At 64.3% G+C, this 12,531-nt stretch carries 12 protein-coding genes and 1 pseudogene; 9 read left to right on the top strand and 4 right to left on the bottom strand.

Annotated features, from left to right (window positions below):
• Positions 1 to 501: 501 nt before the first annotated feature.
• Positions 502 to 1,891 (bottom strand): annotated as a pseudogene (argS, locus tag EB75_RS28040) (arginine--tRNA ligase).
• Between argS and EB75_RS30125 the strand changes: the two are divergent.
• The 6 genes from EB75_RS30125 to EB75_RS28010 all read left to right on the top strand — a co-directional run bounded on the left by EB75_RS30125 (position 1,787) and on the right by EB75_RS28010 (position 7,728).
• Positions 1,787 to 2,023 carry a hypothetical protein gene (locus tag EB75_RS30125; RefSeq protein ID WP_286150341.1) on the top strand — a complete coding sequence of 79 codons (237 nt, stop codon included), beginning with the start codon at positions 1,787 to 1,789 and terminating at the stop codon, positions 2,021 to 2,023. The pseudogene argS and the gene EB75_RS30125 sit on opposite strands and share 105 nt — an antisense overlap.
• A gap of 589 nt (positions 2,024 to 2,612) precedes the next feature.
• Complete coding sequence (locus EB75_RS28035; RefSeq protein WP_073698463.1) at positions 2,613 to 3,050, top strand: nuclear transport factor 2 family protein; 438 nt, start codon at positions 2,613 to 2,615, stop codon at positions 3,048 to 3,050.
• A gap of 86 nt (positions 3,051 to 3,136) precedes the next feature.
• On the top strand, positions 3,137 to 3,595 hold the full coding sequence (locus tag EB75_RS28030) for a Rossmann-fold NAD(P)-binding domain-containing protein (RefSeq protein ID WP_052765241.1): 459 nt from the start codon (positions 3,137 to 3,139) through the stop codon (positions 3,593 to 3,595).
• A 5-nt stretch (positions 3,596 to 3,600) separates the two neighbouring features.
• The gene (locus EB75_RS28025; protein ID WP_073698462.1) at positions 3,601 to 4,863 is read left to right on the top strand and encodes an alpha/beta hydrolase family protein; all 1,263 of its coding nucleotides are present in this window, start codon (positions 3,601 to 3,603) and stop codon (positions 4,861 to 4,863) included.
• Between the two features lie 728 nt (positions 4,864 to 5,591).
• Complete coding sequence (locus EB75_RS28015; protein ID WP_217267735.1) at positions 5,592 to 6,827, top strand: cation:proton antiporter; 1,236 nt, start codon at positions 5,592 to 5,594, stop codon at positions 6,825 to 6,827.
• 244 nt (positions 6,828 to 7,071) lie between these two features.
• A complete protein-coding gene (locus tag EB75_RS28010; protein WP_073698459.1) occupies positions 7,072 to 7,728 on the top strand; it encodes a TetR/AcrR family transcriptional regulator in 657 nt (218 codons plus the stop codon).
• A 37-nt stretch (positions 7,729 to 7,765) separates the two neighbouring features.
• On the opposite strand, the gene EB75_RS28005 is transcribed toward EB75_RS28010, so the two are convergent.
• A complete protein-coding gene (locus EB75_RS28005; protein WP_131705536.1) occupies positions 7,766 to 8,497 on the bottom strand; it encodes a TetR/AcrR family transcriptional regulator in 732 nt (243 codons plus the stop codon).
• Positions 8,498 to 8,895: 398 nt separating this feature from the next.
• Here EB75_RS28005 and EB75_RS28000 point away from each other — a divergent pair, with 398 nt between their 5' ends.
• The 3 genes from EB75_RS28000 (at position 8,896) to EB75_RS27985 (ending at position 11,244) form a co-directional block, all read left to right on the top strand.
• Positions 8,896 to 9,264 carry a hypothetical protein gene (locus tag EB75_RS28000; protein ID WP_073698458.1) on the top strand — a complete coding sequence of 123 codons (369 nt, stop codon included), beginning with the start codon at positions 8,896 to 8,898 and terminating at the stop codon, positions 9,262 to 9,264.
• A gap of 26 nt (positions 9,265 to 9,290) precedes the next feature.
• Positions 9,291 to 9,761, top strand: a complete 471-nt coding sequence (locus tag EB75_RS27995; RefSeq protein WP_286150340.1) for an ANTAR domain-containing protein — start codon at positions 9,291 to 9,293, stop codon at positions 9,759 to 9,761.
• A gap of 871 nt (positions 9,762 to 10,632) precedes the next feature.
• Entirely contained in the window at positions 10,633 to 11,244 is a 612-nt protein-coding gene (locus EB75_RS27985) for an acid phosphatase (protein ID WP_073698456.1), read from the top strand.
• A 224-nt stretch (positions 11,245 to 11,468) separates the two neighbouring features.
• On the opposite strand, the gene msrA is transcribed toward EB75_RS27985, so the two are convergent.
• Both msrA and EB75_RS27975 read right to left on the bottom strand, forming a co-directional pair.
• Positions 11,469 to 12,029, bottom strand: a complete 561-nt coding sequence (gene msrA / locus EB75_RS27980; protein ID WP_073698455.1) for a peptide-methionine (S)-S-oxide reductase MsrA — start codon at positions 12,027 to 12,029, stop codon at positions 11,469 to 11,471.
• Positions 12,026 to 12,433, bottom strand: a complete 408-nt coding sequence (locus tag EB75_RS27975; protein ID WP_073698454.1) for a peptide-methionine (R)-S-oxide reductase — start codon at positions 12,431 to 12,433, stop codon at positions 12,026 to 12,028. Before EB75_RS27975 ends, msrA begins: the two co-directional genes overlap by 4 nt.
• Between the last annotated feature and the right edge of the window lie 98 nt (positions 12,434 to 12,531).

Raw genomic sequence — 12,531 nt, 5'->3', positions numbered from 1 at the left:
ACGCGTGAACCACGCCAGATCCGAAGTCCACCACTCCCCGGGACGCTATCCTGAATGACCTCGGCCGTTGAGTTGGGGTGTCGCAACCGCGTGCCCATGCGTCGGACTGACAGCAACGTGATCGAGACCGCTTCTTTTAGTAGACGAAATCAGATGTCCGACACTGTCCTTACGTACCGGTTCACGGTGACGTTGCCTTCGGGGGAGGGGTGGTCGGATGACGAGCGGGCGCGGTACCCGGCTTTGTGGAATCGGGTAGTGGTAAAGCCACATCACCACCTGCCCGTCAGGCAACGCGATCAGCGCACCCGTACCTGCCGCACCCGAGCGGGCTGCGGGGAGTACTGCTTAGGAGGCACGAAATCATTCGGCATCGGCCCGGTATCGAACACCCTTGCCCCCTTTTAGGAGAATGCTCGGTCCGAGAACGGGTCTGATCGGTCTCCTACCTAGGAACGAGGGCGGGGTCATTGCCACGCGCTGGGTGCACTCGAGCGCGTTCTACATTCGTTCCGGTGCAGCGATTCCGAGGTGTGTGAGGCCATGCGCCAGTACTCGGGCAGTCAGGCCGGCTAGTGCGAGCCGGCTCTCGCGGATCCTGCTTTCAGTAGCGAGAACGGGGTTGTTCTCATAGAAGGCGGTGAAATCTCTGGCGAGATCGAAGAGGTACGCGCACAGCCGGTGGGGTGCGCAGCGTTCGATGGTCTCACGGACGGCGCCGTCGTAGGACAGAAGCCGCAGCGCGAGTTTCCGCTCATGGCGTGTAGATATGTGAAATACGCTCCCGTGCAGAGCTATTGGGGTGAGACCTGCGCGGTTGAGGAGGCTGTGGATACGGGCGTGAGCGTATTGCAGGTAGGGCGCGGTGTTGCCGTCGAAGGCCAGCATCCGGTCCCAGTCGAAGACGTAGTCCTTGATCCGGTCAGTAGACAGCTCGGCGTACTTCAACGCACCCAGACCTATCGCCGCACCGAGAGTGCCCACATCGTCGTCGGGCAGGTTGGGTGAGCGGTCCGCGACTAGACGGCGCCCACGCTGGATCGCTTCGTCGACGAGTTCGATGAACTTCATTGGTTCTCCGCTGCGGCTGCGCAGGCGTATGCGGTTGGCGTCGAGGACGAGGCCGAAGTTGACGTGTACGGGCCGCACAGGTGGCCGCAGCCACCCTGCCATCTCCGCCACCGCCCACACCATCTGCAGGTGCTGTGCCTGTTCGGTGCCGATGACGTAGAGCAGCAGTGTCGCCTTCACGTGCTCCACCCGGTCGATCACGCAGGCGAGGTCGCTAGTCGCATAGTTGAACCCACCGGTGCGGGCTAGCACGGTCAGCGGCAGAGGCGCGCCCTCTCGGTTGGTGAACCCGGGCACGAATACGACTTCGGCACCGTCGGATTCGATGAGCAGACCCGCACTCTCCAGCCGGGTGAGGACGTCGGGCATCAGGGACTGATACGTCGACTCACCAGCCAGGTCGTCGTCGGTCAACAGGATGCCGAGTTTGGCGTACGGCTCGTTGAAGTGCCTGGTGGATTCAGCGACGAGGACACTCCACAGTGCCGTGGTCTGCGAGTCCCGACGGCCTTGGAGCTTCACGACCCGCTCCCGCGCCCGCGCCCGCGCCTTGAAGGATTCGTCGTCATCGAACTTGAGCCGGGCCCGCTTGTAGAACGCGTCGAGATCACCAACGGTGAAGTCGGCGACGGCGTCGGTGCCGGCCTCGTCGATGAGGTGCTCGATGAGCATGCCGAACGGGGTGCCCCAGTCGCCGATGCTCGCGGATGACGCGGTGGCCATCGAAGCCGTAGAGGCGGGCCAACGCGTCGCCGACGACGGTCGTTCGCAGATGACCGACGTGCATCTCCTTGGCGACGTTGGGTGCCGAGTAATCGATGACGACGGTTTCAAGCGTGGTCGGCAACTGCACACCGAGGCGAGAATCTTCCGACATCAGCGTCATCTGCTCGTCAAGGAACGGGCCGCGGAAGGTGACGTTGATGAAACCTGGCCCTGCGACCTCCAGTGACGCCACCGGGCTGGCATCGGTCATGTCGAGCATCTCCCCCGGCGACCTGCCGAGGGTCGCGGCCCAGCCGTCGTGCCACGTCCAACGCGCCGTTGGCCTGAGCGTCGGCGGGATCGCTTGTACGCACGACCGGATCTATGTCAGGCGCACCGGCAACTTTAGCGAACGCCGGCGACAACAGTTGGGCAGCGATGCCTAGCGGGTCGGCCATGAGCCAAGGAGCCTAGCGAGACAGCGCCAGAATCAACGACTCATTTCTTTCTTTGAGCAGGCTTGTATTCGGCGCTTGGTGTCAGCCTGTTCCAGGCAAGCGAACTTAGAGCGCGGCCCTGCGCCGGTAGAGCGGGCCGACCTCAACCCCGGCGGATCACGGCTGCGATCGACAACCTCGCGAAACCCCGCTCGGCCAACTCGTCGATCACCGCGTTGCGGATTGCCGCGGTGATCCGTGGTCGTAGGGCGGCGGCGCGGGTCTCTGATCGGCGAGTCGACGTCGGCCGATACCAATAGGACGAGACGGTACCGGTCCACCATGTACGGTTATGGAATGGACGAGACCGACCCGTGCCGTCCGTAGGTGGGAGAGATCATGACATCTGACGAAGTCGTTCGCCGCGCATTGCAGCTGCTGCTCGCACAGGACATGGCCGGCTTCGCCGGGCTGTGGGCGGAGGAGGGCGTGCTGGAATTCCCACTCGCCGCGCCCGGTTTTCCGACTCGCGTGCAGGGACGTGCGGCGGTGGCGAAGTACCTGAGTGGCTACCCGGACATCCTGCAGATCAAGGACATCCCTCGACAGAGGGTCCATCAGAGTGTCGATCCGGACGTGGTGATCGTCGAATTCGAGATCACCGGGACCGTCACCGCCACCGGGGCGCCGTACCGGATGACCTACATTGCGGTGATCACCACGCGCAACGGAGAAATCCAGTCCTACCGTGACTACTGGAGCCCAGCGGCGGCTGCCGACGTGATAGGTGGCGCGCAGGCACTGCTGAACGCATTTCCCGGGTCGACGCATGAGTAGAGTCCTGGCCACCGGAGCCACCGCAACGACCAGCAGCACGGCGGCGGACTTCCTGGCCGGACGCGGCGTCGCGACTCGCCTGAGACATGAAACCGAACACAACCCGGCAGCTTCGGCTCGATTGGGCCGACCAAGAGACCTGCAACGAAGCGCTGCAAGGCATCTCCGCGATCTACTTCATCGCCCCCAGGGGCCTCAGTGAACCGGTGCCCCTGGTAGCGGTGTTCCTCGACGACGCCGCGCACGACACCGCGCACATCCTGACCGGGCCTGCGGCACTCACCTGCACCGATGCTGCCGACATCCTCACCCGACTGACCGGTCACACCGTCCGGCGCCAATCCGTCTCCGAGGAGGAGGTCGCCAGCCGCATCGCCCAGCACGGCGTACCCGCTGCAATCGGGAAGGTCCTCACCGCCACGGACGTCGCCATCGCCATCGCCGACGGAGACGAAGACCACGCCACCGACACCGACACCGACGAGCGAATCGCCAGCCAACCTGCTCGCAGCTTCAGCACCTCCGAAACAAAGGAAATCCAATAAAACAGTTGCTATTTCACGACGACGTCCAGTTCTGGTTCGAGACACTGCGCGTCATCGGGCATGCCAGCTACGGTGGGGCAGACTTCGGCGAGGTAGTCGCGACCGCATCTCAGATCACGGCAGGCGACTACGACAGCTGGCACGACGCCTGGCTCGCCACGGCGGAGCGGGTGGAGGCAGAAGCCCGCGCAGCCCATCCCATCAGCGCCCGCGACGGCTTCCTTCGCGCATCGACCTATTACCGGTCCGCCGAGTTCTTCCTGCATGGCAACCCCGACGACCCGCGCATAGAGCACGCGTTCACCCGAGGCGTCGCCTGCTTCCGTTCCGCGATCGCCCACCTCGCCGCGGTCGAACCCGTCGAAATCCCCTACGCGGAGACGACCCTCAGTGGCTACTTCTACCGCGCATCGGGTGAGCGGCCAAAGCCGACGCTGGTCATGCACAACGGTTTCGACGGCAGCGCCGAGGAGCTCCACTTCTTCGGAGCCGTCGGAGGTCAAGAACGCGGCTACCACGTCCTGACCTTCGACGGGCCAGGCCAGGCGACCGCAATCCACCGCGACAAGCTGCCGTTCCGTCCCGACTGGGAGAACGTCGTCGGCCCCGTGCTGGACTTCCTGCTCACCGACCGCAGCGTCGACCCGGCGCGCATCGCCCTGCTCGGCCTGAGCCTTGGCGGCATGCTCGCACCCCGAGCAGCAGCTTTCGAAACGCGACTGGCCGCGGTGGTGGCCGTCGACGGCGTTTACGACGGGAGCACCGCCATCACCACGTTCCTCGAACTGGACCGCGTGGAGATCTCCAGGAGAGCCAATGCCGACCACGACGAGGAACTCGACGAACTGATCGCCGCCGCCCGCGACGACAGTCCCGTCATCCGCTGGGCCTACGGCCACGGCCGGTACGCGATGGGCGTCCAGACCGACCGCCAGTTCCTCGCGGCCTTACTGAAATACAACGTCATGGACGGGATCGCCGAACAGATCACCTGCCCCGTGTTGGTCTGCGAAGCCGCTGAAGACCTGTTCTTCGCCGCCGATGAGTCGCGTGAGTCAGAGCCGCGGCGCCTCTACGACCACCTCACCGCACCGAAGATGCTGCTGACCTTTCCCGCCACCGAAGGTGCCGCCGAGCACTGCCACTCGGGTGCCCAACGACTCGCCGTCGGGCGTATCTTCGACTGGCTCGACGACACGATGCCGCCGCGGCCAGAGCACTATTCCTGGCATCCGCCGAAAGCAGCTTCGTGGCCGGCAGCGAACTAAGCGTGGACGGTGCCATGTCGCAGGTCCAGCTGGACTGCTCGCACATGTTGGTCAACCAAGCGATGGTGGAGACGTAGGCTGTGTAGCCACCTGGCAGGGCGAGCGGCAGGTCGGCGACTGCGCCAGGCCCGGTAGGTGCGCGTGGCGATCTGGCAGCCCTGTTCACGCAGACTCCGGCAGATCGACTCGACCGCAGCACCTTTGGATCGAATCGTGTCGACGAATTTGATGATCATCGGTTTCGGGGGTCGGTGAAAGTCGTTCTGGGACGTGGTGACAGTCGTTGTGGCTGTTCCGCTTTTCGGGCCGCTCCCCGCACCCCGGAGCGCACCTTTCGGTGCACCGGACTCTCCTCAAGACCCGGTCACGCTGCTGTGTCGGCGTCCTCGTCGACGTCCGGCCAGGGCGCGGGGATGGCCGCACCCGGCAGCGGCAGCGGGTGACCGGTCCTAGCAGTGAGGCCGTAGGTACCGATGCCGACCCCTCAGCCTTCTGAGGCCAGCGAAGTAGGCGCCGCGACAGAGCTGTGGGCCGCTCCATGAGACCGATCTAGCCGATGCGTGGTCTGACGGTCCGTCTCGACGTCGCATTCGTCACTGCCGAGATGCCGCCTAATGGAGCCGTGTCAGCAACTGTACTTTGAGGTACAGTACGCACACCGCTCCTGCGGCACAGCGAGGAAGGATCCGCACATCGTCTCATTGACTGTGGTAGCGATCGTCGCGGTCGTGGCATTGCTGTCACCGCTCAGCGTCAAGGTGCTCCGACTGCCCGTGCCTGCGATCGTGCTCGAGATCCTCCTGGGCGTCATCGTCGGCCCACAGGTGCTCGGCTGGGTGCACATGGACGCTGCGCTGCAGGTGCTGTCGACGATCGGTTTGAGCTTCCTCCTGTTGCTCGCCGGGCTGGAGATCGACGTCCGCCAGCTGAAGGGGCCAGTGCTGCGGCGCGCCTCGGGCGCCTTCGTGGTGTCGTTCGTCCTCGCGGTGGCCGTAGGCGTCGGCCTGGGGATGTTGGGCCTGGCTCGGTCGCCGGTGCTGATGGCCGTGATCCTGTCGGCAACCGGACTCGGCATCATCCTTCCGGTCCTGAAGGACGCAGGGATCGTCGAGACCCGAGCAGGGCAAGTCATCGTGGCCGGTGCGTCGATTGCCGAAATAGTGCCCATCATCCTTCTCTCCCTGTTGTTCTCAGAAGACACGTCGGCGGGGGTGGGGGCCAAGCTGACGTTGCTGGCGGCGTTTCTCGGATTCACCGGTGCCGTCATCGTCGTCGTTCTCGGCCTGGAGCGTGCCCACACCGTCTGCAAGACGCTGCTCGACTTGCAGGACACCACCGCCGAGATCCGAGTCCGCGGAACCGTCGCGCTGCTGCTGGTCTTCGCCTCTCTCGCCACGGCATTCGGCCTCGAGTCAATCCTGGGGGCGTTCCTTGCCGGGGCTGCGTTGACTATGCTCGACCGCGACGACGACATGACCCACACCCAGTTCTATACCAAGCTGCATGCAGTCGGATTTGGCGTCTTCATCCCGTTCTTCTTCGTCGCAACCGGCGTGTCACTCGACGTTCGAGCACTCGTCGACCAGGTGTCCTCCTTGGCCAAGATCCCTGTCTTCCTCATCGCCCTCCTGGTCGTGCGTGCCTTGCCGGCCGTCTTCTACCGACCGTTGCTCGGCCAAAGCCGCGACGTCGTGGCCGTAGGTCTGCTGCAAGCCACCTCGCTGAGCATTCCGGTGGTGGCCGGGGGCATCGGCGTGGAGTTGGGCCTGATGCAGCCGGCCAACTACGCAGCGCTAGTCGCCGCGGGGTTGTTGTCGGTCATCGTCTTCCCGCGACTGGCAGTCCTGCTGCTGGAACGGGGGACGAAGGAACCAGCCCCGTCGGACGTACGCGCACACGACGGCCTCGACGACGCCGTGGATCCTAGGCGCGAAAGCGACGACCGACCGCGCCCCAACCCGTGACGCCCGTCGCAGACTCCCTGAAGTCTCTCGACGAATTGCACGCAGATGATCTCGTCAGTGCTCACGTCGTGTCCCCAAGGTCGTCGTCAACCTCTTGACTGCCCGGCGAGCTCGTGCGATCCGAAATGTACGGCTGAGTACATCCGGCTGTGACGAACTCGCGGTATCGGCTCGACGGTGCGTGCGGTCGACGGGGGAAGTGCGACTGACGAGACGCTATCCTGGTTAGATGGCAGTAACGCGGATGCTCGAGAAGGCTGCAACGGGCGAGACTCCGAGGCCGCCGTTGTCGCCGCGTGGCCTGCGCAGCCGTACCGCAGTCATCGACGCGGCCGCGACCATGATGCGTCACAGTGGTGTGGCGTCGACCAGTCTCGACGACGTTCTGGCGGCGGCGGGTTGCGGCAAATCGCAGCTTTATCACTACTTCGACGACAGAGCCGACCTCATCCGGGCAGTCATCGACCGTCAGGTCGAACTGATCTTGGCGGCGCAACCGGCGATACATCACGCGGATTCCTGGGCGGGCCTGCGGCGGTGGGCTGACCAGGTGTTGGAGAGTCACCGTGTCGTCGACGGGCCGTTCGCGTGCCCGCTCGGATCGATGGCTGCTGAACTCAAGAATGATGACGCCTACCTTCCACACTTGGACGCGGCCTTCCGCCGATGGGAGGAACCGCTGGCGCGCGGCCTGGAGGTCATGCGCGAACGGGGTCAGCTCACACGGCAATCAAACCCTGATCGACTTGCCCAATCGATCGTCGCCGCTGTGCAGGGTGGGTTGATGATGGCCCAAATACACGACGACGGAGCGGTTTTCGAGGATGCGGTGGAAAATGCGCTGCTGTCCTTGCGTCGCAGGGCAACGCCACGGCGACGGCCGGTCGCGGCGAAGAGCTGACTGAGCCGGGTTCCACTTGAGTGGACGAGATCTCGGTCTAGACCTGGTAGCGCCGCAGGGCCGCCACCGCGTCGTCGAGCACGTCGCGCATGACTTCGATTCGGCCGTGGACTGAGGCAAGGAGGTATCCGCCTTGCACAGCCGCGAGGAGACTGGCGGCGAGGCGGTCCGGATCGGCGTCGGAATCCAACTCGCCGCACTCCTGAATCCGGCGCAAACCGGCCGCCAGGTGCCCCTCCCAGGTGCGGAATGCAGCATCTAACGCAGGCCGGTACTCCGGGGAGTGTCTCAATTCCGTCGCCAGGGTCGCGAGGGGACACGCGAACGGACCATCCACGGCGTGTTGTGCGTTCACGACGCGCGACAGCCACGCATCGAGCCCGTCCCACGAATCGATCGAGTCGGCGCCATCGTGACCGTCGAGTTGGACCGCGAGTTCCCGATCGATGACCGCTCGGACTAGTTCTGTCTTGTTGCGGAAATGGAGATCAAGATCTCTGGCTTCGGTCGCGTGAGAGATGTCGCCGATCGACGTCGCGGCAACGCCGCGGCGGTACATCATCGATGCTGCAGCATCGACGATCGCCGCACGTGCGTGCTGGTGATGACGGTGCGTGGCAGATGTGTGGCCACCGGTTGTTGGGGTCGGGCCTTCGTTCATTGATTTTCTCCTGTTGACGCGGTCCAACCCGGGCCAGAAGCGGCGGTTGAAAAAGTAGGCTACGTGGTTGTAGCAGGTCTGAGTCAGACACCCGCCGGTGGTGGGCACGATGCCCTTGGGCCTGCCGGTGGTCGCGGAGGTGTACGGGCAGGAACAGCGGGTGTTCGGAGTCAAGAACTCGGGCCCGTGTTGCGTTCGGCGACGCCTTCGGCGGCGCGCTTGAAGTCAAGCAAAGCAGGCAATTCGCCGCGTACACCTCTACGGACTTGCCGCTCTGAGGCTCCCACATCGGCGGTTACAAATGTGCCACGTCGTGAATACGGCGGGGTCGCGTTCACTGCCGGTCGCGAATAGCCAGCCGGCCCGAAGGCGCCGGCATGAACTAGCGCGGAGCTACCATTGTTATCCCGCGACCGCGGACGCCTCCATGTTGGTTCGCCCGAGGCAGGTCGAGTGGACAGGCATACTGTACTACGCGGTACATCTGCCGGGCTACGCGGTTCGGGATGACCGGCCTCAGCAAAGCGCTCGGCATCGTCGCCATCCTAAGTCGTGCAGACCGCCGTTACGGCCCTTGCTGGCACGGAGACATCCCGGCGGCTCTGCGGGTGGTCGACGGCGACACCGTGAACGTCCTCGACGTGGAGGCGTCAACCAGCGAGGTGTTCCGTTGGCTCGACATTGCCGTTCGGGCGCTCCATGTGCGCTACTCGCCATGTTTGCGCCGATCGCACAATCTGAACTACTCGGTTCACTTCGAGATGAACTGCGCGGTACAATTTGCGCTGCGCCGCTCGGGCGGTTTGACGCCGGGGCACATCCTCTCAGATCGCATGCGCTACAGAGGAACTGGAGTCGGATGGGCGGGCAAATAGCCGATACGGATGCGACGATTCGCGAGATGATCGACAAAGCCATAGGGGTGCTGATGACGCTGCGCGGGTGCTCGGAGCAGGCGGCGTTCGACGAACTAGTCGTAGCGCTACAGGATATAGGCGTGGACCCGTCCGGCGTCGGTGGCGGCGATCGCCGTGTCGATGATTCTCCGCACGCCGCGGGGTGGGTTCATGTGGTTGAAGTGCAGAAAGTGCCCGCCAACGGTGACTACGACCCCGGTGGGCTGACGATGGTCTGCAGGTTACCTCTGCTGCGCGACGCCGACGGGGTCGTCGGGCAGGCCCACTGGGAAGGTCCCGATGCCGATGGGTCGGTGTTGCAGTACGGGGTGATGACCCCCACCAGCTCTACGGTGCTGATTGCCACTGCCGACTTGGCGGTAGCCACCCGCGCCCTGAGCTGGATCCACGGTGGGCGCCTCGTCCAGCGCACCGTCACCTACGGCGGATGGACCGGGCATCGACCGAATCCCTGAACGTGTAGCCGTCACGACTTCATCGCCGAGACGGGAGTCGTTGCAGCAGGTGCTGAGTGGGTGAATCCGATGAGTATCGGGGGCGACGCTCAGTGATGCGAATGCTCAGCCTCGCCGCCTGTGAGCAGTGACCTCACTCGGGCACCCGAGACCGGAAGCCCTTGTTGAATTCATGGGGGCCTTGACAACCCGACGTCATCGGGGCGGAAACCCGCACGTCGCGGCGGAGCAAGTGGAATCAGCCGAGGTTTTGTGCCGCCTCCATGGTGGGCTGTCACTCCGGGTTGAGGGCAGCGTAGTAGAGGGTTCGGACGTTGTTGGGTGAAACCACTGCGCGGCAACCGGTCCCGCGAATGCGGGTGCTTCAGCGCCGGGCGAGGTGCCTACGAGAAGTGTCATCGTCCGATGCCGCCCGTTGAATGTGCGCAGAGACCAAGGCCCGCGGATTCTTGGGTATTATGAAGCAAGGTCAGGGCCACCCGAGATGTACCTAACAGTACACTCTGACATATGCCCTTGTTCAAAATGTCAGACTCGCAGTCAGATTCGCCGTACCGCACAGGAGCGGCAGGGTGACCTTCGCCTTGTCAGTACAGTCGCGTGATCATCAGGGACTAGCACTTCGGCGCCTAGGCTCTGCAGGATCTGCGCCTCCACGACGTGCTCGCGATGCCTACGGTGGTCATCACCAGGACCGCCGACGCCGCGATGATGCACTCAGTCATGTCCCGCGCGCTCATCTGCGATATGCCATTCTGGGCACGTATGTCGGCGGGCGCCTGCTCGCTCCAACGACACGACCCGCTGACGGAGTTCCGCTTGCATGGCATCGTCGTGTAACGGCAACCCAATTCGCGCGTAGGACCACAACGTGACCATCGAACGGCACCGTCTGTTCCTGCTGCGTCACGGCGAGACCGAGTGGTCGGCCAACGGGCGGCACACCGGGACCACTGACCTCGAGCTCACCGACGTCGGCCGAAACCAGGCTCGGCTGGCTACCCAAGCGATCTCCGCTCTCCGGTTGACGAACCCGCTGGTGTTCAGTAGTCCAAGGCGTCGGGCGCTGGTCACCGCCGAGTTGGCGGGGTTGACGGTTCACGAGGTCACCCCTCTTCTCGCAGAGTGGGACTACGGCGATTACGAGGGGCTGACCACGCCGCAGATCCGAGAGAGCGTTTCCGGCTGGACCGTGTGGACGCATGGCAGCCCCGGTGGGGAAAGCGTCTCCGAGGTAGCCGAGCGTGCCGACCGCGCTGTGGAACTGGCGCTGTCACACCTCGACTCCCGCGATGTCGTGTTCGTCGGCCACGGCCACTTTTCCCGCTCGATATTGATGCGGTGGATGGAGTTGCCGGTCAGCGACGGGATCCGCGTGTCGATGGCTGCCGCGTCGATCGCGGTGTGCGGCTTCGAGCACGGCAAGCGCCAGATCGCAGCCCTGGGGCTGACTGGTCACCCGAATCCGTGTCTGCCGGAGTGACGGGCGCCGGCGTTCAAGCGTCGAGATGATGGTCGGCATCTCCAGCTTGCCTGCCAACTCAGCTACCGCGGCGCCGGCGGGACGGAAGCCGCGGCTGCCGCTTCGTTGACTGCGCCCGTCCACTGAACGCCGTCCCACCACCACGGGTCGGATTCAACTGGCAGTCGCAACACCGTGATCACGAAGGTGCGGAGTGGCGAAAATTCGCGCCGGAACCCTCCGTGCTAGGCCGGTTCCTCCGCCTCACTTCGCCTCGGGAGAACCCAGTCCGGGCGCGCAAAGTGGCACGTGTAGCCGTTGGGGTATGTGATCAAGTAGCGCTGGTGCTCGGGCTCGGCTTCCCAGAACGACCCAGCGGACTCGATGGTGGTGACGGCGTCGCCTGGCCACAGGCCGGACGCGTCGACGTCCGCGATCGTGTTCTGCGCGATTTGCTCCTGCTCCATGGAGGTGGGGAAGATCGCGGATCGGTAGCTCGTGCCGAAGTCGTTGCCTTGGCTGTTCAGCGTCGTCGGGTCGTGGACCTGGAAAAAGTACGCCAGGATGTCGCGATACGTTGTCCGGGTCGGGTCGAACACGATCTCGATCGCCTCAGCGTGCCCAGGGTGGTTGCGGTAGGTTGCGTAGTCGTTGTCGCCTCCGGTGTAGCCCACACGGGTGTCGACTACGCCTGGCTGTTGCCGGAACAGATCTTCCATACCCCAGAAGCACCCACCGGCGAGGATGGCCGTCTCGGTGTCGGGGTTGCGGGTGATCGTCCCGGTGCCGTCGATGCTGCTGGTCACGCTGAATCTCCTGTCGATTCTGCTCGAGAGTCGTCCAGGGAACGGTATTGGCCGTATCCCTCCTCCTCGAGCGATGAGTCCTGGACAAGTCGGAGGGTGGTGGAGTTCATGCCGTACCGACGTCTGCCGGCTTCCTGCGGCCCGTCCGGCACGAGGTGGCCGAGGTGGCTGTCAGCACCCGCCGAACGCACTTCGCTGCGTGGCGTGGTCGGCTGGTGGTGGGTTCTGGTGTCCAAGGCGCCGTCGTCAATCGGCTTGGTGAAACTTGGCCGCCCCGTGCCATTGTCGTACCTTTCGGTTGAGTAGAACAGATCCTGCCCAGAGACGACCTGGATGACATAGCGTTGCTGTTCGGGGAGGTGGCTGAGCGCCCCCTCAGTGTTGACGTAGTCCTTCGAAAACAAGGCTTCCTCCTGGGTGGTTCAACTTCCCCCACCGTAGATCAAAGTGTGAGAGCAATGATCAGAACCTGTGGATGAGCCTCGGCGAGGCGGCGTAGGAA

The organism is Mycobacterium sp. ST-F2 (assembly GCF_001905655.1).
Taxonomy (GTDB): domain Bacteria; phylum Actinomycetota; class Actinomycetes; order Mycobacteriales; family Mycobacteriaceae; genus Mycobacterium.
The sequence above is the reverse complement of the archived record's forward strand: the minus strand, read 5'-3'. Positions and strand labels throughout refer to the sequence as shown.